Origin of the sequence: Amycolatopsis sp. WGS_07 (assembly GCF_045278895.1) — a bacterium.
In the GTDB taxonomy this organism is placed as follows: Bacteria; Actinomycetota; Actinomycetes; order Mycobacteriales; family Pseudonocardiaceae; genus Amycolatopsis.
The window spans coordinates 7,273,562-7,295,185 of sequence record NZ_CP136053.1; the positions used below are offsets into that span (position 1 = coordinate 7,273,562).

Annotated in this window: 20 protein-coding genes; 7 read left to right on the forward strand and 13 right to left on the reverse strand. The window is 70.4% G+C overall.

What is annotated here, in order from left to right; translation table 11 throughout:
* Window positions 1–9: 9 nt before the first annotated feature.
* Both RPX00_RS34200 and RPX00_RS34205 read right to left on the reverse strand, forming a co-directional pair.
* On the reverse strand, window positions 10–957 hold the full coding sequence (locus RPX00_RS34200) for a carbohydrate ABC transporter permease (protein ID WP_406631620.1): 948 nt from the start codon (window positions 955–957) through the stop codon (window positions 10–12).
* Window positions 957–2,348: an ABC transporter substrate-binding protein gene (locus RPX00_RS34205; protein WP_406631622.1), complete on the reverse strand. Its 1,392-nt coding sequence runs from the start codon at window positions 2,346–2,348 to the stop codon at window positions 957–959. Before RPX00_RS34205 ends, RPX00_RS34200 begins: the two co-directional genes overlap by 1 nt.
* A 43-nt stretch (window positions 2,349–2,391) precedes the next feature.
* Between RPX00_RS34205 and RPX00_RS34210 the strand changes: the two genes are divergently transcribed.
* Window positions 2,392–2,547: a hypothetical protein gene (locus RPX00_RS34210; RefSeq protein ID WP_406631624.1), complete on the forward strand. Its 156-nt coding sequence runs from the start codon at window positions 2,392–2,394 to the stop codon at window positions 2,545–2,547.
* Window positions 2,548–2,594: 47 nt separating this feature from the next.
* A complete protein-coding gene (locus RPX00_RS34215) occupies window positions 2,595–4,346 on the forward strand; it encodes an RICIN domain-containing protein (protein WP_406631626.1) in 1,752 nt (583 codons plus the stop codon).
* Window positions 4,347–4,486: 140 nt separating this feature from the next.
* Here the strand turns inward: RPX00_RS34215 and RPX00_RS34220 are convergent, their stop codons facing one another.
* The 3 genes from RPX00_RS34220 to RPX00_RS34230 all read right to left on the reverse strand — a co-directional run bounded on the left by RPX00_RS34220 (window position 4,487) and on the right by RPX00_RS34230 (window position 9,520).
* The gene (locus RPX00_RS34220) at window positions 4,487–7,612 is read right to left on the reverse strand and encodes a TIM-barrel domain-containing protein (RefSeq protein ID WP_406631628.1); all 3,126 of its coding nucleotides are present in this window, start codon (window positions 7,610–7,612) and stop codon (window positions 4,487–4,489) included.
* 253 nt (window positions 7,613–7,865) lie between these two features.
* Window positions 7,866–8,687 (reverse strand): ROK family protein, encoded by an 822-nt coding sequence (locus tag RPX00_RS34225; RefSeq protein WP_406631630.1) that lies wholly within the window; start codon window positions 8,685–8,687, stop codon window positions 7,866–7,868.
* Window positions 8,687–9,520 carry an SIS domain-containing protein gene (locus tag RPX00_RS34230; RefSeq protein WP_406643183.1) on the reverse strand — a complete coding sequence of 278 codons (834 nt, stop codon included), beginning with the start codon at window positions 9,518–9,520 and terminating at the stop codon, window positions 8,687–8,689. The genes RPX00_RS34225 and RPX00_RS34230 overlap by 1 nt, the downstream gene beginning before the upstream one ends.
* Before the next feature lie 245 nt (window positions 9,521–9,765).
* Here RPX00_RS34230 and RPX00_RS34235 point away from each other — a divergent pair, with 245 nt between their 5' ends.
* Both RPX00_RS34235 and RPX00_RS34240 read left to right on the forward strand, forming a co-directional pair.
* Entirely contained in the window at window positions 9,766–10,356 is a 591-nt protein-coding gene (locus RPX00_RS34235; protein WP_406631633.1) for a TetR/AcrR family transcriptional regulator, read from the forward strand.
* A complete protein-coding gene (locus RPX00_RS34240; RefSeq protein WP_406631635.1) occupies window positions 10,353–11,483 on the forward strand; it encodes a glycosyltransferase in 1,131 nt (376 codons plus the stop codon). The genes RPX00_RS34235 and RPX00_RS34240 overlap by 4 nt, the downstream gene beginning before the upstream one ends.
* Before the next feature lie 321 nt (window positions 11,484–11,804).
* On the opposite strand, the gene RPX00_RS34245 is transcribed toward RPX00_RS34240, so the two are convergent.
* Window positions 11,805–12,419, reverse strand: coding sequence for a TetR/AcrR family transcriptional regulator (locus RPX00_RS34245; RefSeq protein WP_406631637.1), 615 nt, complete (start codon window positions 12,417–12,419; stop codon window positions 11,805–11,807).
* 69 nt (window positions 12,420–12,488) lie between these two features.
* Here RPX00_RS34245 and RPX00_RS34250 point away from each other — a divergent pair, with 69 nt between their 5' ends.
* Window positions 12,489–12,875, forward strand: coding sequence for a Dabb family protein (locus RPX00_RS34250; RefSeq protein ID WP_406631639.1), 387 nt, complete (start codon window positions 12,489–12,491; stop codon window positions 12,873–12,875).
* 68 nt (window positions 12,876–12,943) lie between these two features.
* Here the strand turns inward: RPX00_RS34250 and RPX00_RS34255 are convergent, their stop codons facing one another.
* From RPX00_RS34255 to RPX00_RS34270, 4 genes are all read right to left on the reverse strand, one after another.
* Entirely contained in the window at window positions 12,944–13,339 is a 396-nt protein-coding gene (locus RPX00_RS34255; protein WP_406631641.1) for a winged helix-turn-helix transcriptional regulator, read from the reverse strand.
* Between the two features lie 74 nt (window positions 13,340–13,413).
* Window positions 13,414–13,971 (reverse strand): NADPH-dependent FMN reductase, encoded by a 558-nt coding sequence (locus RPX00_RS34260; RefSeq protein WP_406631643.1) that lies wholly within the window; start codon window positions 13,969–13,971, stop codon window positions 13,414–13,416.
* Window positions 13,972–14,095: 124 nt separating this feature from the next.
* Window positions 14,096–14,521 (reverse strand): tautomerase family protein, encoded by a 426-nt coding sequence (locus tag RPX00_RS34265; protein WP_406631645.1) that lies wholly within the window; start codon window positions 14,519–14,521, stop codon window positions 14,096–14,098.
* A 29-nt stretch (window positions 14,522–14,550) separates the two neighbouring features.
* The gene (locus RPX00_RS34270; RefSeq protein ID WP_406631647.1) at window positions 14,551–15,252 is read right to left on the reverse strand and encodes an SDR family oxidoreductase; all 702 of its coding nucleotides are present in this window, start codon (window positions 15,250–15,252) and stop codon (window positions 14,551–14,553) included.
* A gap of 93 nt (window positions 15,253–15,345) precedes the next feature.
* Here RPX00_RS34270 and RPX00_RS34275 point away from each other — a divergent pair, with 93 nt between their 5' ends.
* Entirely contained in the window at window positions 15,346–15,828 is a 483-nt protein-coding gene (locus RPX00_RS34275; protein WP_406643185.1) for a winged helix-turn-helix transcriptional regulator, read from the forward strand.
* Window positions 15,829–15,838: 10 nt separating this feature from the next.
* Here the strand turns inward: RPX00_RS34275 and RPX00_RS34280 are convergent, their stop codons facing one another.
* Both RPX00_RS34280 and RPX00_RS34285 read right to left on the reverse strand, forming a co-directional pair.
* Window positions 15,839–17,998 carry an MGH1-like glycoside hydrolase domain-containing protein gene (locus RPX00_RS34280; RefSeq protein WP_406631649.1) on the reverse strand — a complete coding sequence of 720 codons (2,160 nt, stop codon included), beginning with the start codon at window positions 17,996–17,998 and terminating at the stop codon, window positions 15,839–15,841.
* Window positions 17,999–18,221: 223 nt separating this feature from the next.
* On the reverse strand, window positions 18,222–18,836 hold the full coding sequence (locus tag RPX00_RS34285; RefSeq protein ID WP_406631651.1) for an NIPSNAP family protein: 615 nt from the start codon (window positions 18,834–18,836) through the stop codon (window positions 18,222–18,224).
* A gap of 55 nt (window positions 18,837–18,891) precedes the next feature.
* Between RPX00_RS34285 and RPX00_RS34290 the strand changes: the two genes are divergently transcribed.
* A complete protein-coding gene (locus RPX00_RS34290) occupies window positions 18,892–20,181 on the forward strand; it encodes an MmgE/PrpD family protein (protein ID WP_406631653.1) in 1,290 nt (429 codons plus the stop codon).
* Here RPX00_RS34290 and tcuA read toward each other — a convergent pair.
* Window positions 20,166–21,614, reverse strand: a complete 1,449-nt coding sequence (tcuA, locus tag RPX00_RS34295; RefSeq protein WP_406631655.1) for an FAD-dependent tricarballylate dehydrogenase TcuA — start codon at window positions 21,612–21,614, stop codon at window positions 20,166–20,168. The genes RPX00_RS34290 and tcuA overlap by 16 nt on opposite strands.
* Window positions 21,615–21,624: the final 10 nt, after the last annotated feature.

Genomic DNA, 21,624 nt, shown 5'->3' on the forward strand with positions numbered 1-21,624 from the left:
GGATCTCCTTCAGAACTGGATGGCGTCACGGCGCATCAGCCGCCGCAGCAGCACGACGAGGACCGAGACGAGGGCGATCATCGCGACCGCGCAGGCGCAGGCCGCGCCGAAGTCCGGCGTGCCGTTCGAGCCGAAGGTCCGGTCGAACACGTAGATGCCGAGCGTCCACGCCCGGTTCGGCGGGGCGTAGGTGCCGGGCCCGGCGAGCACGAAGACGAGTTCGAAGATCTTGAGCGCGTTGATCGTCCACAGCACCCCGGCCACGCCCACCACGTCCCAGGTGAGCGGCAGCGTGATGGAGCGGAACTTCTGCCACGGCGAGGCGCCGCCGAGGTCCGCGTCCTCGTAGAGGTGCGGCGGGATCTGGTCCACCGCGGCCATCAGGATGGTGATGTAGAAGCCCGAGCTGGCCCAGATCAGCGACGCGGTCACCACCCCGGTCACGTTCTCCGGCGCGAGGAACTTCGCCGCGTCCGCGCCGAGGTGCTCGAGCACGTAGTTGGCGAGCCCCTGTTTGCCCGGCTGGTACTTGAACACGAAGCCGAGGAACATGCCGAGCGCGACCGGGGCGACGATGTTCGGGAAGAACAGGATCGCCCGCACGACCTTCCCGCCGCGCATGTCCCGCAGCACCATGGTGAACAGGAACGCGAGCAGGAAGGTGCCGATGCCGCCGAGGAACACGTAGACCAGCGTGTTGCCGAAGGCGTAGCGGAACGCGTCGCTCTGCCACATCCGCACGTAGTTCCCGACGCCCTGCGGCCGCGGCGTGTCGCCCGCGCCGGACCAGCTGGTGAAGCTGAGCACCACGGTCGCGACCGTCGGCAGCACGAGGAACGCCAGGTAGAGCGCCAGCGCGGGGGCGGCGAAGGGCCAGAACAGCTTGCGTTTGCGGCTCAGGTGCGGCCCGAGCGCGGGCCGCCGCCCGGCCCGGGCCTTCTCGGCGATCGTGGCCATCAGTGCTGGTTTTTCCAGAAGGTGGCTGACTTCTGCGCGAGCTGCGCCACGAACGCCTCCGGAGTCAGCTGTCCCTTGAGCAGCGCGGTGTCGGCGGGGTCGAACACGTCGGTCTGCCATTTGCCGCCCGCGATCGCGTCGATGCCGTCGTACTGCAGCACGTGCTCCTTCTTCTGGTCGTCCATGACGGTCTTGACCGGCTTCAGGTCGTCCGGCACCGCGAGGTCGGGCCGGGGCACCAGGTTGTCGGCCACGGCGGGGATGCCGGCGAGGTTGCCCTTGTTGAGGAAGTAGGCGATGAACGCCTTGGCCGCGTCGGCGTTCTTGGCCTTCTTGGGCACGGCGAAGCCGATCGACATCTGCTCGACGGTGTCGTGCGTGGCGCCGGGCGGCATCGGGAACTGGAAGGAGCCGTAGTCGATCTTCGTGCCCGCGCCCTGCTTGTCCAGGTATTCGCGGGTTTCGCTGGGAGCCCAGGTGCCGACGTAGAGGAAACGGGCGTCGCCGTCCGCCCAGCGCTGCTGGATCTGCGGGAACTTGGCCGCGTCCCAGCCGTCGATGAAGTACTTCGAGATCCGCGCGGTCTGCGCGGCCGCCTCGCGGAAGCCGGGAACGTCGGTCCAGGCGCGTCCGGTCGGGTCCTGCGCCGCCTTCGCCAGCCCTCCCGCGCCGACGTAGCGTTCGGCCAGCTGGGTGAAGTAGTACATGTTGTAGAACGGGATGTCGCCGTCCTGGCTGACCGCCGCCTTGCCGTCCGCCTTCGCCTTGTCGAACAGGCCGACCAGCTCGTCCACGGTCTTCGGCTGGCCCAGCGCGCCCGCGGCCTTGTCGTACCACCAGGCGCTGGACTGGATCTCGTACGGCACGAGGAAGCTGTGCCCCTCGCGGTCTTTGTTCTGCGGGAAGTCGTACGAGGTGGGGGAGAGGACATCCTTGACCGTCTTGTCGCCCTCGCCGATCTTCATGCCGAACACGTCGTCGAGGCTCTGCGTGCCGCCCGGCGTCATGATCGCCGCGCCGACCTTGCTGACGTCCTGGTCGAACAGGTCGGGCACGGTGCTGGTGTTGAGCGCCGGGACCAGGTTCTGGGTGTAGGCCTTGCGGCCCAGCCACTGCACGTCGACCTTCACGCCGGTCTTGTCCTGGAAGCACTTCAGCGCTCGTTGCAGCACCTTGCCCTGCGGCTCGTCCGCGGTCCACATGGACCAGTAGACGAGCTGCCCGCCGCCCGCCGGCTTCACGGCCGGTTCCGGACAGGCCGACGAAAGGAATTCGGCGGCCCCGGGGAGCGCGTTCTCCCCAGTGCCGCCGCCCGCCGCGTCGCCGCCGCCGCACCCGGCGAGCAGCAGCGCCGCCGCTAAGGTCGAGCCCACGAGCTTGTGAAACCGCATCAGCCACCACCTGATCGAGGTCGAAAGCCCACACACTGAGTGCGTGTTGCTGCGCATTTTTGGCCCTGAACAATCACCTGTCAACATTCGCGCCCCGGTTCGCTCCGGCATCGTGATCTGCGGGCGCGGGGCAATGGCCTGCGCGAAGGGGGTCGAACGGCGGGTTGACAGTGCAAAATCGATCACCAAGACTGTGTGAACTTGTTCGTTCTTGTCGGTTGCTGATCGCCTGCGAGGGACCGAGCCATGCCACGCTTCCGCCTTCCCGTCGCCGCCGGTGCGGCTCTTGCCCTGACCTGCACCGGGCTCGCAGCCCCGGCCGCGCACGCCGGACCCGGCTATTCCGTGTCGGTCGGGGCCGTCGCCGAGTACCCGTTCCCGACGGACACGCCCGCCGCCCCGTTCCTCGACCGGGACGGGACCTTCCACTTCCAGCAGTCCGCCGCCCTCTACGGCAAGGAAGGCCCGCGCGTCTGGGACTTCTACACCGGCGCCGACTTCGATTCGGCACAGCGCGACGCGGGGCTGAGCGACGCGGTGAACCCGGCGGAACCGCGCGATCGCAACAACGACACGACGTGGCGGTGCAACACCAGCCCGACCGGCCGCGAGGCGACCGACCCGCCCGCCGGGTCGAGCTACACCCAGAAGAACTTCTGCGATCTCGTCGGCACCTGGGTCGATCCAGATACCGGTGACTGGTACGGCCTGGTGCACAACGAATTCACCCCCGAACCGTTCGGCGCCTACTCGTTTTCGCACTACGACGCGATCGACTGGGCGGTATCGACCGACCAGGGCCACACGTGGCGGATCGGCGGGCACGCCATCACCTCGCCGTACTCGACGAAACGCGGCGACACGGCGGCGTTCCCGAACCAGACCTTCGACTACGGCGACGGCGATCCGCGGCTGTTCGCCGATCCGAAGTCCGGGTACTTCTACGTCTACTACGGCTCCCGCGTCGTGACGAAGGCCGGAGCGGGCGGCGGCGGGTTCAGCGGCCTCGCCCACGTGGCCCGCGCGCCGATGTCCGGGAAGCTGGGCACCGGAACCTGGCAGAAGTGGTACGACGGCCGCTGGTCGCAGCCGGGCGTCGGCGGCAAGGAAAGCAACCTCGTGCCCACCGACGTCGACCCCCTCGGCTACACCCCGCCGGAGAAGGACTACGACCCGGCGCGCACCGGCACCGCCGCCCAGCAGGTGGCCGCCGGCACGCTGCCGCGCAAATCCGACCTGTTCGTCATGAACATCGCCTACGACGCGCACCTCGGCCTGTACCTCGGCGAGCCGGAGGCGGTCGATTCAGTGGGCCCGCAGCGGTTCTACGCGACCGAGGACCTGGCGAACCCGAAGTGGCGGCTGATCGGCGACACCGGCTCCTACCGGGACCAGTCGTGGTACCGCTGGTTCGTCGACTCGGCCAGCCGGACCGGCGGGACGATCGTGGGCAAGACCTTCCGGTCCTATTGCTCGATCTCGTGCGTGGACGGCCGCGACGGCGTCTACGCGGACGTGACCGTCACGTCCGCCGCGCCGGCCGCGTCCCCGGTCGACCCCGGCCGCGTCTACCGGATCGGCTCCGGCCGCGTGCTCGCCGCGTCCGGCCGCACCGGCACGACGTCGGTGCCCTCGTGGCTGGCGGGCGATCAGGCGAACTGGCGGTTCACCCCGGCCGCGGACGGCTCTTACCGCATCACCAACGCCGCGAGCGGTTTGGCATTGGGCGTACCGGCGGTGCCGTCGGGCCGGGCCTGGGGGACCGCGCCGACCCTGAGCGCCGGATCGGGGGTCGCCCAGCGATGGTTCCTGGTCCCGGCGGACGGCGGGACGCGGCTGGTCAACCGCTACAGCGGACTGGTGCTGGCGCTCTCGGCGAAGCCGGGACGGCAGAGCGAGACCACGCCGGTGCGCGCCTGGACCGACCAGAGCGGAAGCCGGGTCGGCGACGGGCGCACCGCGGGAGAGCAGATCCTGCGGCTCGCCCCGCTCCGCTGACCCGGCGCGAGCGGGATCGTCCGTGAGGGGAACCCTGAAGGAAACAGATTCCCTCAGGGTTCCCCTCACGGACCTGCGCACCAGGTCCTTTGTGGACGGAAGGCGGGCGGGGTCGCGCGGCTTGAGACCCCGGCCCCGGGTCAGCCGATCGCGGCGGTGAAGACGTGCAGCGCCGGATTCGCCGGGAGGGTGATCGCGACGACCCGCTTGCCCGGCGTCAGCGGCACGGAGTTCGCGAACACCCGGTAGGCCACCGTCGGATAGGCCGGACCGGACTTCGTGTTCTTGCCGGACACCGAGGCGACCGTGGTAGCGCCGTACTGGGCCGGGTCGGAGCAGCACCAGTTCGGGAAGCCGAGCGCGGCCCGGCTCGTGCTGCCGTCGGCGTACCGGACGACGACCTCGCCGTTCGCGGCCGAGCCGGTCCCGGTTCCGGTCAGGACCAGCTTGGCGCCGCTGCCTTCCACCGCGACGGTCTGGCCGCTGGCCACGACGTTGTCCGGCTTCCCGGTGCCTGCCTCGGGCCACGTCGCCTCGGCGCCGTTCGCGGTGAACGGCGCGCCTGGTTTCAACCCCGCTTCGGCTAGACCTTCCGCGCGGAAGCTGCTGCCGCCACCGTCGAGGTCGCCGTTCGCGACGTGGGCCGCATCAGTGACCCCGACATTTCCGTATGCCGCACCCATTGTCGCGTACGGAACCGTCACCATCGCCGACCCAGCCGCTTCGTGAACGCCCAGCCGGGCTTGGTATCTCACGGTGGCGGTCACTTCGTAGTCCGCAGGCTTCAGCCCCGCGTCCGGCGTGAGCCGCACCGGCACCCGCACCGTCTGGCCCGGCCGCACGAACGCCGGAGCCTGCGGCACCTCCGCGTGGAACCCGTTGGCCTGCACCGACAACGCCACACTCCGCACCGGCAGCGGAGTGCTGTTGGTGAAGCTCACGGTGGCCGGCGCAGCCTGGCCGGGAGTGGCTGTCGCGGGGGCGGAAAGCCGCACCGAGGCGTTGTCGTCGGCGGGGAAGAAGCCGCCGACCGCGCTCGCCCCGAGCAGCCGGATGTCCTGCGCGGCACCGGAATCGACCGAGCCGGTCTTCACCCGCACGACACCTCGCGCGGCCGGGTCGTACCACCAACCGGACTGAGCCTTGTCCAGCTCCGCCTTGCTGGCGTACTGCGGCAGGATGCCGTGGCCGCCGAGGACCGCCGCCGGCTTCGTTCCCGTGTGGACGGACAGCTGGTAGTTCCGCGCCGCCGGTTTTCCGGGATAGGACCCGGTGCTCGCGCCGATCCCGACGGTCACCGTGCCCGGGCCGGACTGCGGCGCGTCCACTGTGAACGTCTGCCGCGCCTGCTCGCCGCGCTGGTAGCCGCGCGTGACGCCGTCGTCCTCGGTGAGGGTGAAGCTGCCCTTGCCCTGCGGGTACACGTCGACGTCGAGCTGTCCCTTGTCGCGGGTCTGCCAGGAAGTCGTGCCCTCCGCCCACATCGGCACCACCGCGCCGCCGCGGACGAACAGCGGCAGCTTGTCCAGCGGCGCGTCGTAACCGTCCACTGTGGTCGGACCGGTGTAGGTCTTGCCGCTCCAGTAGTCCACCCAGGTGCCCTTGGGCAGGTAGATGCCATTGCGCACGGACGAGCTGTCGTAGACCGGCGCGACCAGGAAGTCGGTGCCGGACAGGAACTCGTACTTGGCCTTGTCCGTCCAGGCGTTCGGGTCGCCGGGGTACTCCAGCGCCAGCGGCCGGACCTGGCCGACGCCGGTCTGGTGCGCCTGGACCGAGTAGCTGTAGGTGTAGGGCAGCAGCCGTTCCTTGAGCAGCAGGTACTTGCGGTTGATGGAGGTGTAGGGCTCGCCCTGGCGCCAGGGCTGCTTGTCCGCCTTCGCCCAGCCGTCCATGGTCATCGCGACCGGGAGGAAGGACTTCCACTGCAGGTCGCGGACGTAGGTCTGCGGGCTGCCGCCGAAGATGCCGTCGATGTCGCCGGTGTTGTAGGCGATGCCGGACAGCGTCGAGCCCGCGTAGGTCGGGATCTGCCATTTGATGTAGTCGTAGGAGCCGGATTGGTCGCCGCTCCAGAGCACGCCGCATCGCTGCGCGCCGGCCCAGCTCACCGGCTGCCAGACGAAGCCACGCGCGTCGCTGTTGTCCTCGATGCCCTTGTGCGCGGTGTCGCAGGCGTCGAGGGCGAACTGGTAGCCGGGGCCGACCCAGGCGACGTCCAGTTTGCGCACGCGGACGCCCGCCTTGACCTCTTCGGCCTGGTTGGGCACGCCGTTCTCGGTCCACAGGCCGAGCTGCATGTTGTTGTCCCGCAAGCCTTCGCCGGTCTGCTGCAGGTCTTCGTAACCGCAGCCGTAGCCGTCGTTGACCAGCATCCAGCCGTTGGGCATGCCGTGTTCGGGATAGCCCTCGGCGACCTTCACCGCGTCGAGGGTGTGCCGTTCGCCGCGGTTGGCGTTGTGCAGGTAGCAGTCGGAATCGCCGGTCTCCAGGCCGTAAAGGGGCGGGAGGAAGGGTTTGCCGACCAGGTCGGTGTAGCCGGAGATGACGTCCTTGAGCCCGTCGCCGACGACGTAGGTCGCGTCGAAGCGGCGTTCGTCGTGGGTCGTGCGGACCGGATCGGTGAACGAGTAGCTGCCGGGCGCGAAGGTGTTGCGCAGCACGCCGTACCCGGCCGTCGAGGCGTAGAACGGCTGGGAGTTGGGCGCGCCGCCGTCGTTCCAGTTGTCGTCGGCGAAAATCTTGATCGTCTGGCCGCGGTGGCTGAAGCGGCCGTTCTGCTCCCCGCCGCCGACGTACTGTTCGGTGGCGCCGCGGGCGAGCGTCTGCGTGGTGGTGTCCGCGGTCCAGGACAGCGGGGCGGACTCGGCCCAGAGCTGCTTGAGGTCCGCGCCGTCGTAGAGGGCGAACTTCAGCGGGTGCTTGTAGGCCCGGAGCGTGGCCTTGCCGGTGCTGATGGCCCAGTAGGCGCCTCGGTCGGTGCGCTTCGGCACGGCCGGGGCTTTTCCGTTCGGCAGCACGATCTTGCTGCCCGCCGGATCGGTGAAGGTCCCGTCCGGAGCGAGCCAGACCCGGACCGCGGCCGCCGTGGGGAAGCTGACGCGGACGGCCGCGGCGCCTGCGGTCAGGGTGGTCACCGGGCCGTCGGCGGAGAGTCCGGTCAGGTCGCCGAGCTGCCCGGCGGGCGCGGTGGCGGCCTGGGCGGTGGCGGGGGTCGCGACGGCCAGCAGGACCAGCACTGCGGCCAGACTGCGGAGAGGATGCATAAATCTGCTCATTGCATACCTTTCGTGCGCATTAAAATGCACAGGGCGCTTCTGTATAGCGCACTCGGGCGGCGAAGTCACCGGCTGAGCCGGGGGAGCAGACTTCCGTCGGTATCGGGATCCGATCGCGGGCGCGCTGGGCTGGATCCGGCGGGCGGCGTCGTCTTCCGCCGTCCCGCTCCGGCGCGGCCGAGCCGCACGCGCTTGCGCGGTTCGGCCACCTCGGGCTGCTCGTCGAAGAACAGCCCGCCGATCAGCGCAGCGCCAGCAGCGTCGCGCCCACCACGGCGGCCCGATCCCCGTGGTGCGCCTGGACAATCGCGGGCGCCCGCAGCGCCCCGAGCCGATGCGCGACCTCGCGGACGAGCGGGTCGAGCAGCAGGGCTCCCGCCTCGGCGAGGCCGCCACCAACGACCACGGTGGAACATCCGGCCACGGCGGTGGCCCACGCGATCGGCTCCGCGAGCGCGCGGACGCACTCGTCCCACGCCTCGACCGCGGCCGGATCTCCGTCGCGAACCCGCGCGGCGACGGCGGCCGCGTCCGGGGCCCCGGCGCGGCGCGCGAGCCCGGACGCCGACGCGACCTCTTCGACGCGGCGGCCGCCGGGCAGCCGGAGCTGGCCCACTTCGCCCGCCCACGGGCCCGCGTCGAGCACCTCGCCGCGCACCACGAGCGCGGTCGCGAACCCGGTGCCGACCGGCGCGAACAGCATTGGTCCTGCCGCGCCTGCCGCCGCTCCGGTGCGGGCTTCGGCGAGCGCGCCGGCGCGGACGTCCTGCCCGAAAGCGAGCGGGACGTCGAGGCGGGCGGCGACGAGGTCGCGGACGGGCACGTCTTCCCAGCCGAGGTTGACCGCCAGGACGCACCGCCCGGCGCGCTCGTCCACGATCCCCGGGACGACCAGCCCCGCCGCGTCGACCGGATGCCGCGCGACGGCGCGGGCCACCAGGTCGGCGAGCGCCGCGGGATCGCCGAAGGGAGTCGGTTCGCGCCATTCGGCGAGAACGGAACGGCCGTCGGTCACGCACATCTTGACTGTCGTGCCGCCGACGTCGACGCCGAGGACGGCCATCAGGCGAGGATGACCGAGCGGGACAGGGACCGCGGCCGATCGGGATCGAGCCCGCGCCGCCGCGCGAGCGCGACCGCGAACCGCTGCGCCACGACCAGCCCGGCGAGCGGGTCGAGGTCGTGGTGCACGAACCGGGCTCCGGTGCGGGCGATCTCGCCAGTCAGCCCGTCCGGGGTTTCGCCGAACGACCACACGAGCCGGCCGGGCTGCGCGATGGCGATCGGGCCGTGCCGGTAGTCCATCGCGGGGTAGGCCTCGGCCCAGAACTGCGCCGCCTCCCGGGTTTTCAGCGCGGCCTCGCAACTGATGCCGACCGCGGCCCCGCGCCCGATGAAGGTGACCTGTTCGGCGTCGAGCAGATCGTCGACCGGTTCCCGCAGCGCGCGCTCGGCCTGCCGTGCCAGCTCGCCGATGTCGTCGCCGAGGCCGGCGCGCAGCAGCGCGAGCGTGCTCGTCGCGAAGCGGGTCTGGACCACTGAGCGCTCGTCGGCGAAGGGCAGCTCGACCACTTCGGCGGCTGCCGAAGCGGCGGGTCCGTCGCCCACCGCAGTGATCAGCGTGGTGGGCTGCCCGGCGAGCGCGGACAGCAGCTCGATGATTTCCGTGGTGGTGCCGGACCGGGAGATCGCGACGACGCGGTCGTACTCGCGGCCGGCCGGGTACTCAGAACCGGCGAACGCATCAGTGACGCCGAGGCCCCGCTGCTCCCGCGCGGCGGCGTAGCTCATCGCGACGAACCAGCTGGTGCCGCAGCCGACGACAGCCACCCGCTCGCCCGGCTGCGGCAGCGCATCGGCCGCCGGTGCGGCACAGTCCGCCGCGGCGAGCCACATCTGCGGCTGGGAAGCCAGTTCGGCGGATACGAAGGACTCCGGTGCCTCGGCCGTACTGGGCGCGGAGGACTCGGACGAGAGGGACTCGGGGGAGGACGGCTCTGTCATGAAGGCCCTTCGGTCCGTGAGCAGCACAGTGAGCGCAGGCCTCAGTGTAGACGATCGTTTGTGCTTGAAGTGCGCGATTTACGTCATCTTCAATCATTGAAGGCGAGGGCAGCCAATTTCATGTTAAGGTCACTAACATGAATTCTGGGCGGCCGTACCGGATGCGGGCGAGGGCGGAAGCGGCCGAGGACACCCGGCGGCGGGTGTTCGACGCAGCGGCCGGTCTGCTGCGGCAGCGGTTGCGCGCCGACATCCGGCTGGAGGACGTCGCGGCCGGCGCGGGGGTGACAGTGCAGACCGTGCTGCGGGTGGCGGGCAGCAAGACCGAGCTGTTCCGGGTGGCTTTCGAGCAGATCCTCGCGGAGATCGCCGGGCAGTTGCAGGGCGTCGAGCCGGGGGATGTCGACGCCGCGGTGCGGACGTGGTTCGACCACTACGAGCAGTTCGGCGACGTGGTCGTCCGCACCCTGGCCGAGGAGGCGGATCCGGCGGTCGGCCCGATCGTCGAGGTCGGCAGGGTCAAACACCGGCAGCGGGTCGAGCACGTGCTGGGGCCGCTGCTGGCTGCCCGGCCGGCTGGCGAGCGGGTCCGTGTCCTCGACGCCCTGGTCTGCGCCGCCGACGTCTACACCTGGAAGCTGCTGCGGCGTGACTTCGGCCGCTCGCGCGCCGACGCCGAAGCGGCGATGCGGCTGATGATCGAATCGATCGCGGGGAGCCAAGAATGACCCGATTCCTTTTCCTGACCTGGCCCGGCGCGGGCAACCAGGTGCCCGCAATCGGCGTCGCCGCCGCACTGCGCGCGGCCGGGCATCACGTGTCCTTCGCCGGGTACGCGCCGCAGCGCGAACGGTTCGCCTCGCTCGGGTTCCCGTTCCGCGTGCTGCCCGCGGCCCAGCGGGGGTGGCCGGAGCGGCCGCCTCGCGACTGGATGCCGGTCCTGGTCGACGCGGTGTGGGCGTGCCATGGGCACCTGGACGACCTCGAGCAACTGCTCGCCGACGAACCGGCTGACCTGCTGGTCGTCGACTGCCTGATGTTCGGTGCGCTCACGGCCGCCGAACGCGCCGACATCCCGACGGCGGTGCTGGTGCACAGCTGCCCAGGTGCGTTGCTGCCGCCGGACGGCCCGGGGGATCAGTCGCTTCTGACCGCCGTCAACAAGGTGCGCGCGGCTGGGGGTCGCGCGCACCTCGATCGGCTGTGGGACGCCTGGACTCCTTTCCGCACGCTGTGCACCAGCGTGCCGGAGCTGGATCCGCTGGCCGGGCGGCTGCCGGCGGAGTTCACCTTTGTCGGCCCCGTCGACGAGCCGCACGAGCCGTCCGGCTGGACGCCGCCGTGGCCGGCCGACGACCCGCGCCCGCTGATCGTGGCCAGCTTCTCCACCGGCCCGGCATGGGACCAGACCACCCGCGTGCAACGCACGATCGACGCACTCGACGACGGCTCGCACCGGGTGCTGGTCACCGCCGGAATGGTTGACCCGCAACGGATTTGCGTTCCGGGGGACGCCGCTGTCGTTCCGTTCGTCCCCCACGCCGAGGTCCTCCCGGACGCGGCCGCCGTGGTCACGCACGCCGGCCACGGCACCGTGGCCGAGGCCATGCGACACGCCGTGCCCGTGGTCGCGCTGCCCAACCAAGCCGCCGACCAACCGGCCCTGGCCGCACACCTCGCCGAGCGAGGCGCCGGAATCGCGCTCGACGGCGAACGAGCCACCCCGGCGGACATCCGCGCCGCCGTCGAGAAAGTGCTGGGGGACAACGGTTACCGGGACGCAGCTGCCGCCATCGCCGCGGTAATCGCCGCCGCGCCTGGTGCGGAGGGAGCGGTCAGCCTGCTCGGTGGTTGAGCTGGCCGTTCGAGGTCCTCGCGGATCCCGCCACGGGCGATGAATTGTGTCGCCGGGATGCGCTGGAAGTGGTCTCGTCCATGCTGGCGGCGGTCGCTGATCGCATGCGGGTCGTGGTCGATGTTTCAGTGTTTGCGGAGCCGGGCGACGAGGGTGGAGGTCTTCGCGGATCCTGCCCCGGGTCGACGAATTCGCGGAGCTTCGTGCCGCCGGGATGCGCTGATAGGTCGTCTCGCCCGTGCTGACGGCGGCCAGGTCGCGCGCCTGCGGCGACAGGTCGGCGTTGCGCGACAGCGGAAGCGGAGGTCTGCCGGTGCGGGCTCAGGCGCCGAAAGCCCGCAGGATCGTCTCCGCGGCGTTGTCGGCGATCCGGTCGACCTCCGCAGTCGGCAGGCGGCGCGTTCCCAGCTGCGAGTGGCGTTCCAGCGGGCCGGTCAACAGTGCCAGGAACTGCTCCGCCGCCAGGTCCGGGTCGCAGTGGCGGAGCTGGCCGCCCACCACCAGCCGGGCTAGCCGGTTCGCCAGTGCTTCGGCCAGCCGCCCGGCCGTGACCGCGTGGACCTCGGTCAGCAACTCCGGGAAACGGCTCAGCTGAGCGAAAGTCAACGCCCGCAAGGCGCGGGACTGCTCGTCGCAGCACCGGCGGGCCAGCGCCCGGGCCGCGCGCGGCAGGGTCCGGCCCGGGGCGCCTTGCGGGGTGATCGCCTCCACGGCCGCCAGGTTGGCCGCCGCGACTTGCTCGGCCGCCGCGGCCAGCGCCGCTCGGAACAGGGTGTCCTTGTCGTGGAAGTGGTTGTACACCGTCGGTTTCGCGACGCCCGCTTCGTCCGCGATCTCCTGGACGTTCGCCGCGTCGTAGCCCGATCTCGCGAACACCGTGAACGCCGCCTCGAGGATCGCCTCGCGCTTGTCGATCCGGCCGCGTGCCTTGGTCATGGACGTAGTTTACAACTGACCGAGCAGTTCGCTAAGTTGAACTCGCGAGTTCATTCTAAGGAGGACGTCTTGATCGTCAATCTGTTGCGTTTCCGGTTCCGCGACGACGTCGCGGAGGCCGACCGAGAAGCCGTTCTCGGTGCCATGCGGCGGACCGCGAGCGTCGAGTCCGCCGCGTTCGGCACGGTCGGCCGCGACCTCGGCGATCCCGCTGAGGGGTACACGCATGCCTACTGCGTCGGCGTCGAAGACCTCGCCGCGCTGGAGCGGTACATGCACGACCCCGTCCACCTCGCCGGCGACGACATCGTCCTGCCCGCCCTGGCGCGGCTTTCCGCGGTGCGGTTCACCGACGACGCCGACCCCGAGACCGGCGCGAAGATCGTCGCCCTGCACCTCGCGAAGCTCGCGAAATACCCGGACTGGGAACGGCAGCTCAACGCGATTCCCGCCTGAGCCGTCCCGGCGTACCGGAGTTCGACGCTCGGGTCAGCGGGACGGCCTTCTCCGGGACCTGAAGGAGGTTATTGGTGCTGGCGCGCGGTTTCGCCGGTGTCGTAGGCCTGCCGTGCGGCTTCGAGGCGTTCGTGGTTGTGCTCGGCCCAGTCGGAAAGGGCGCGGGTCGAGGCGAACAGGTCCTTCGCCAGGTCGGTCGCCGCGTACTCGACCTGTGGCGGGACCGTCGGGTACACGGTGCGCGCCAGCAGGCCGTCGCGTTCCAGCGTGCGCAGGGTGAGGGCCAGCATGCGCCTGCTGATCCCGGGCACGGCGCGGTGAAGGTCCGCGAACCGGACCGGCCCGCTGCTGGTGACCGCGATGATCGCGATGCCCCACTTGCTGCCGACCCGGTCGAGCGCGGTGCGGAACGCCGCGCACGTGCCGGGATCGACGTCGTCGGGCAGACGGGCCGCTGCTGCCATCGCGCTCCCTTTCCCCGGGGGAGCAGGCAGCTTCACACGGCCCCGCCGCGGGGACAAGGCGTCTCACGCACTGGTCAGGCCCGTACTGTCGCCAGCGCCCGCGACCAGGACTCGACCTGGTCCAGCACGCGGGCGAGTTCGTCCGCGCGGGACGGCTGCGGCGCGAACTCGGGGTAGCCCGGGAAGTCCGATCCGATCGGCAGCGCCAGTTGCGCGGACACGGGCGCGAGGCCGACCTCGACCGCCACCAGTTTCAGGTGTTCGACGGCGCGGACGCCGCCCGCCCCTCCGTAGCTGACGAAACCGATCGCCTTGTCGCGCCACTCGGCGTAAACGAAATCGAAAGCGTTCTTCACCGCTGCGGAGGGAGCGTGGTTGTATTCCGGCGTCACCACAATGAAACCGTCGAAAGACGCGACTTTTTCCGCCCACCGTTTGGTGTGCTCGCCCGCGTAGCGCCCGACCGCCGCGGGGATCTCCTCGTCGTAGAGCGGCAGGTTCCATTCGGCGAGATCGACGATCTCGTACTCGGCTTCCGGCCGCTTCGAGGCGACCTGATGCACCCATTCCGCGACGATCCCGGCGACCCGGCCGGGCCGGGTGCTTCCGGCGATCACGGCGATTTTCGTCATGTCTTCCCCATCCTTCGCTTTCGGAGTCGCTTCCGAGCATGGAGCGAATTCCTTTGGTGCGGAAGAAGGGAATTTTCTTTCCCGTGGTTACGCCGATGTGCCTCCCTCCTGAACCGGTCGGCGGTCAGTAGGGGGACGCTGAGTTCTGCTTCGCCCAGTTCTTCTCCGCGTCGGAGCCTCCGGGTGGCGGCACGATTCCGTTGATCATCCAGAGGTCCTCGCTGGTTTCGTCCACGTGGAACTCCCAGTGCAGCCCTTCGCGCTGCCCGAGCTGGTCTTGCAGCATGCCCTTGATCCACCGCGCGCTCCGGCGGCGGGACTCCTGGTCGGGGTTGCGCCGGGCGATGTGGTCGATGGTGATGCGGACAGCGGCCGCGGCGGGTTCTCCGCCGACGTAGAAGTCCTCGGGCCGGGTTTCGCGGAACAGCGTGACCACGTAGAACCTGGGCAGCCCAACGTTTTCGTAGTGGTCCGCGACGCGGGCGGCGAGCTGGTGTTTGTCGTCGTCGGTGAAGAGGTCAGGGGTGTGGTAGATCGTCCACAGCGGCATGGCGGTTGGGTTCTCCTGGGGAATGGGGGTCAGCTGGCGGCGGCGAAGGTCAGGTTTTCCACCGGGCCGGAAAGCGCTGCTTTGACGGTCGCGGTGACGTCGTCGGCGAGTACTTCCGTGTTCCCGGCTTCGAGCCCGTCGACGATCCGCGCGGCTGTCTCGGCGGGCGTGGCCTTCGGCCGCTCGATCGCGGCGACCATGTCGGTGTCGATGAATCCCGCGTGCACGCCGACGACCAGGGTGTTCTGGGGCGCCAGTTCGAGCCGGAGCGAGTTCGTGACGGACCACGCCGCCGCTTTGGACGCACCGTAGGCGCCGCTGCCCGCCAGCCACGACAACACAGAGTGCATGTTCACGAGTGCGCCGCCGCCGTTCGCGGCCAGGATCGGCGCGAACGCCCGTGCCACTCGCAGCGGCCCGAAGACGTTGACGTCGAACGTTTCTGCGGTCTTCTCGAGGGCGCCGGTCAGCAGCGGGGACGGCAGCAGGACACCGGCGTTGTTGAACACGATCTCAGCGTCGGCGGCGACCGCTGCGAGGGCGGCGACCGACCCTTCCGAGCGAACTTCCAGTTCGGCGGAGACCACCTCCGCGCGTGCGTCGACGAACGTCGAGCGTGCGGTGGAGTACACCTTTCGTGCTCCGCGCGCCAGCAACTCGTCCACCAATGCCGCGCCGAGCCCGCGCCGGCCTCCGGTCACCACGGCCACCTTGCCCGCTACTGCGACCACTGCGTTCCTCCATCTGACTAACGATGACGTTAGTGAGACTAAACCACGCGCGTGCTGGCTAACGCAAGCATTAGTTACACTGGCGGAGTGGCGATGGAGTTCGAGGAGCGGCTGCGCGACCGGGACGCCTGGTCGATCGGCGACGGATGCTCGGCGGAACGGGTACTCGGCCTGCTGAGCACGAAGACGGTGTTCCTGGTGGTCCGCGAATGCTTTTACGGCACAACGAGGTTCGAAGACTTCGCGACGCGGATCGGGACCTCCGCGCCCGCGGTGTCACGGGCGCTCAAGCAGCTGGAGTCGGCCCGGATCGTCGAGCGCGTCCCGTATCGGGAACCGGGCAGGCGGTCCCGCGACGAGTACCGGCTGACCGAGGCCGGCGAGGACCTGCTGCCCGTGTTCCTGTCGCTCATGCAATGGGGCGACAAGTACCTGCAGGACGGCCGCCCGCCGCTGTCGTTCGTCGAGGCTGGGACCGATCGTGCCGTGCGCGTGCGCGTGACCGCCGACCCGGCTCCGGAGACGGAATCCGGCGACATCGAGATCCGGGTGAACCCCGCGTGGCCGCACCGCTGAGGGCCCGGCGTCAGGGGCGCTGCGGGTGGTCGAGTGCGAGCAGCATCGCCGCCGACCAGCTGAAGCCGCGGGAGTTCATCGGGGCGCCGGTGGCGGGGTTGTAGTTCTCCATCAGCGGTCCGTTGCCCAGCAGGCCGGCCGCGTTGGAGCGCAGCTGGTCGGCGAGTGCCGCCGAGTCGGCGCGGTATCCGTAGCGCTGCAAGCCGGTCAAGGCGAAGTACGCGTGGTCGAGCCACACCGCGCCGCGCCAGTAGCCGGTCGGCTGGTAGTACGGGGAACTCGCCGAGGTGGTCGGGAACGGCATGCGGGTGTCGAAGTCGTTGGGGGACAGGAGGTTCTTCCGCGCGGCCGCTGCCTGACCGGGCGTGGCGACGCCGGCCCACAGGGGGATCGCGCCTTCGATTCCCTTGCCGCGTGCCGTCAGCCGTCGGCCGGTGCCCAGTTCCGTGTCGTAGAACCAGCCGGTGGCCGGGTCGAACATGGTGCGCTGGACGGCGGCCGCGACGCTGGCCTCCGAGGCGCGGTAGGACGCGGCGTCCCGGCGGTCGCCGAGCCGGTCGGCGATCAGTGCCAGGGTGTTCTTGTCCGTCACCAGGTAGGAGTTGAGGTCCACCGACTCCTGGGCGAGCGACGAACCGACGACCTGTCCGGTCGGCGAGGTGTTGTCCACGACGCCTGCGCCGAGCTTCGCGTCGAAGCGGGGTGCGTTGTCCATCCCGCTTTCCCACGCTGCCGCCAGGCGCTTGTCCTCGGCGGTGGCGTTGGCCGGGTCGACGGTGGCGCCGTACTCGGCGAGGCCGTTGTGGTCGTGGTCGCGGTTGCGGTACCACCAGGCGTGGTAGGCGGCCAGCTTCGGGTACATCTCGCGCAGGAACGCGAGATCGCCGTTGCGCTGGTAGACCGACCAGACGGCCCAGGCGGCGAGCGGCGGCTTGGAGTTGCGCTCGTTCCAGTTGCCGCCGCCGTGCGCGGGGTCGTTGTAGAAGACGGCGTCCGGGATCATTCCGGCGTCCTGCGGCCGGGTCGCTGACGCGGTCGTCACCTGGTAGTCGAACATGGATCGGATCTGGGATTCGGCCAGCGCCGGGTCGAAGACGGCGGTGCCGACGGCCTGTTTCCAGGTGTCCCATGCCCACAGGCCGTTGAACCATTTGTTGGAGATCGCGGGGGTGATGCCGTCGTGTTTCAACGCGCCCGCCGGGCTGCGCCAGTTGGTGATCAGCGTTTCGACCGACTTCACCGCCAGCCGGCGCCGCTCCGGCGGCACCCCGCGAGTGGCCGCTGCGACGTAGTCGCGCCAGCGTGCGTTGTCCTCGGCGACGGTGCGCCACGGCTGAGTCAACGCGCGCTTCGCTGCCGGCGCGTCGGCGGCGGCCTCGGCGGGGGTGAAGGTGTAGGACTCGGTCCAGTTCAGCGTTCGCCGGCCGTGCGGGCCGAGCACCAGGGGCGCGTCGCGGGTGGTGGTGTACGCGTCGCCGTCGACCGTTGTGGTCACCGGGTCGGCGTGCGTGACCTGGAAGCGTTCGGTGCCGTCAGTGAGGTAGTCGTTCGCTTCGCGCACCTTGGCGAAGCCGACCGCGACGCCGTCCTCGGTCGCGGAGAGGCGGGGAGCGCCGTGCTCGGGTCCGGTGTCCGGCCGCAGCAGCGTGCCGCTCCAGCCCGCGCCGACCGACCGCCACCGGTGCTCGGTGTTCTCCACGGTGGCCTGGACCAGCGCGGTGCGGTTGCTGGCGTAGCGCAGCTCCATGACGACGCGCAGACCGTCGACCTCGAAGCTCTGCCGCAGCGCGCCGGGCAGGGAGCTGAATGCCGGGTCGCGAGCGTCGGCGAGGTTGATCGGGCGCCCGGCTTCGCTCAGGTTGAGCCGGCTGAACCCGGTGCTCAGCCACCACGGGTACTCCTGGGCGAGGTACAGCGGCCCGGTGAACGCACCGTAGGACGAGGTGTCGCCGGCCTTGGGCAGCGCGTAGGCGTGCCACGCGCCGCGGTCGGCGAACACGTTGATGTCGCTGACATCGCCGCCGGCCGAGCCGGGCAGCGCCGACGTGGGCACGCCCTGCAGATCGAGGACGTCCGCGTAGGACGCTGCCTCAGCCGCGACCGCGGGCGGCGGGAGAAGGAGAGCGGCGCCGACGGTGGCCGCCGCGAGAGCTGTGCGCCAACGGAACATGAACACCTTCCTGAGCTGTGCCTCGGACGGCAGCGGTCAGCCGCAACGGGGCACGATATCGCCTGGCTTCCGGCACGTCCGGACCGGACTCGATCTTGGCCGGTTCGAGCGGTTCCGCGGCTTCGCCCACGGACCGGCGAAGAGACGATCTCGTCAGCGAGGGGTTCTGCCTCCTCGATTCGCGTGCCGGTTTCGGTCGCTGGGCGGCTGCGGCGCGACCTGCTCAATGCAGCGGTGAGAAAGCGGTCGGAATGGCGATGCTGGACGTAGCGCGGGCGATGTTCTCGGGACCGTTCTCCGGCGGCCAGATCCCGCGCTCGTAGGACTCGCGGCGGATGGCGAGGCGTTCGTCGAGGCTGGGGAACGGCCAGATGTGCGTGATGCGCGGTGCCCCGTCCAGTCCGTACATCGCCGTGGTGAGCGGGAAAAGCTTGGTGCGTTCGGGGAGCGCGGCTTCCCAGCCCGCCATGGTGGGCCGCAGGCCGCCGATTTTGAGTTCGTACGTCCGGAATTCGTAGACGTCGCCGAAGTGTCCCGTTTGGACCGGCGGGACGAAGGGGAAGGGCGCGTAGCTGCTGACGGTGAACGAGTCCAGGTGTTCGCCGATCCCGAACGGGTCGGAGTTGGCGAGGACGCGTTGCCGTTCGGCGGCGAGGGCGTCTGCGTCCTCGAACTCGCGGAGCAGCAGCACACGGCCGACGATCTCTCCGTGTTCGGTCTCCCAACAGCCGAGCAGCCTGCCGCGCGCCGACGGGTTCGCGACGTACTTTTCCAGCGCTGGCAACGATTTCGGCACCGTGTAGAGCTTCAGCGCGAGATGGGCCAGTTCGTACAGCATCGCGATACCTCCGTAAGCATGCATATTAAGCGTAAGCATGCTTATAATACCAGCCATGGGTGACGACCTCGTGGGCGAACTGGCGGGCTTCTGCGCGGGAACCACCGCGCCGCGACTGCCGGACGACGTCGTCGGCAAAGCCGAACTGTGCCTGGTGGACTTCCTGTCCGCGGCTCTGGTGCCCTCGGCCGAGGCGCGGAGCGCCCTGCGCGCGCTGGGAAAACCGGGATCGGCACCGACGGCGGCCTACCTGAACAGCGTGCCCGCCGCGGCGACCGGACGCACCGACACGCACGTCCGGAGTTCGTCGCATCCCGGCATGGTGGTCTTCCCCGCACTGTTGGCCCTGGCGGAGCGAAACCCGGTGCCGGGCGGGCGATTGCTGGCCGCGGCGGTGGTCGGTTACGAGGTGATGTGCCGCCTCGGCACGGCGATGATCACGCCCGAAGTGTCGGCGGTCTTCCGGCCGACCGGCGTGCTCGGCCCCGTCGCGGCTGCTGCCGCGTGCGCCCACCTGCTCGCTCTCGACGAGACCGCGACCCGGGCCGCGCTCGGCATGGCGGCCAACGCGGCTTGCGGACTCAACCAATGGGCGCGGGACGCGACGCAGGAGCATGTGCTGCATTCGGCGTCGGCCGCGCGGACCGGGGTCGAATCCGCGCTGCTGGCGGCCGCCGGGCTGACCGCGTCCGGCGGCGCGATCGACGGCGAGGCGGGGTTGCTCGCGGCCTTCGGCGCACGGAACCGGGCTCATCTGCTCGCCGGGGGACTTCGGTTCGCGATTCTCGACATCGTGCACAAGCCCGCGCCAGCCTGCATCTACGTGCAGGGCCCTTGCCAGCTCGCGGAGGAGATCGTGCGGCGGCACCGTCCCGATCCGGCCCGCATCGACTCCGTCGTCGTCGAACTCGCCGAGCAGGCGGTCCGGTACCCCGGCTGCGACAACAGCGGCCCGATCGCCGATGTGGTGGCCGCGCAGTTGAGCGTGCAGTTCAGCGTGGCTTCCGTGCTCGCGTCCGGCGGAATCCACGACCGGAACTGGCAGAACCCGGCCGACCCCGGTGTGAACCGCCTAGCTGCCCGGTCCCGGCTGGTCGCGGATCCGGAGTTGTCGGCCCGCAACGGATCCCAGGTGCGAGTCCTGCTCGACGACGGACGCGTCCTCGTCGCCGAGCAGGAAACCTTTCCCTCGATGACTGCCGACGAGATCGTCCAGCGGTTCCGCTCGGCCGCGGATCCGGTTTACGGCCACGCCGGCAGCGAAGCGATCCTCGGGTGCATTGAGCGGCTCGATGGGGCACCGTCCACGGCGGAGTTGCTGGAGGCCCTTCACTCCCGCCGATGAGCCTCAGCCACAGCAGTGCGCCCAGCCGATCGTCCGAACACCGCCGCTCGCATCAGCGCGGCGCCTCCGGGATAGTCGCCGTAGAACAGCCCGCCCGTAGCCTCGCCCGCCGCGTACAGGCCGGGTACGGGCGTGCCGTCGGAAGCCAGCGCACGTCCGTCTGGGTCGATTCGTACGCCGCCGAACGTGAAGGTCAGTCCGGCCACCGCGTGGTAGGCCACGAAAGGCGGCCGGTCGAGCGGGACGGCCCAGTGCGATTTCGCCGGGGTGATGCCGTCCGTGCTCCCGTCGGCGCGGCAGGCGCGGTTGAATTCCTCCACCGTGCGGACCAGCGCCTCGGCCGGGACTCCGATCCGCTCGGCGAGCGCGGGCAGAGTCGGCGCGGTGACCGGGACCGCGGCGCCGGCGAATTCGTCGGCCACGCGCGCGGCGGTGTGCTGGTCGAAGATCTCGTACGCCTCGCGGCCGGGCTGGCCCATGATTGCCTTGCCCATCTTCGAATAGTTCTTCACCCACGGCCCGGGTCCCTCGTCGACGAACCGCTCGCCGTTCCGGTTGACGAGCACTCCGAGCCAGAACCCGTGCAGCGGGAACGGCGGCGACGCCTCGCTGCGCTCCGGCGCGGGCATGGTCGGGTCCACGGCGGCCGAATGGCAGTTCGACCAGGTCCCGGACGAATCGGCTCCGGCCCGCAGCGCCGCTGTCAGCCCGTCGCCGGTCGCCTGGCGGGTGCCGCGCAGTTTCACGTTTTCCCAGTGCGGGCCCAGATGCCGCAGCCGCAACTCGCGACTGGCCTGGAATCCTCCGCTGGCGATCACCACTGCGTCGGCCGGAAGCACGCCGTCGCCGGTGCGCACTCCGGTGACTCGCTCGCCTTCGCGGACGACGTCGACGAGCGGCGTGGACCAGCGGACCTCGACGCCGATCTGCTCGGCATGCCGCAGCAGCGGCTTGATCACCTCGAACCCGCGCGACATCCCTTCGCCGGCGCAGGTCAGGACCTGCCCGGGCGGGATGTGCAGCACACCGTCGCGCACACCCGCGCCGACTGTCCGGTTGAACGTGAAGCGCACGCCTTTCGCGGCGAGCCACCGCACGGTGTCCAGCGAGCGTTCCGCGAGCGCTTCCACCAGTTTCGGATCGGCCTGGCCGTCGCTCATCGCTGTCAACTCGGCTGCGTAAGCCTCGCGAGTGTAGGGCGGTGCGTCGATTTTCTCGGCGTGCATGCCGGGCTCGAAGTCCTGGGTGATCGAGGTGAGGTCGTCCGGTCCGTCGTAGCAGAACAGGAACAGTCCGCCGGAAAACGCGGCGTTCCCGCCGACGTCGGCACGGCTGCCCTTCTCCAGCAGGACGACGTCCGCCCCGGCTTCGCGGGCGGCGATCGCGGCGGAGAGGCCCGTCAGGCCCGCTCCGGCGACGACAATATTCGGCACTGGTCCTCCT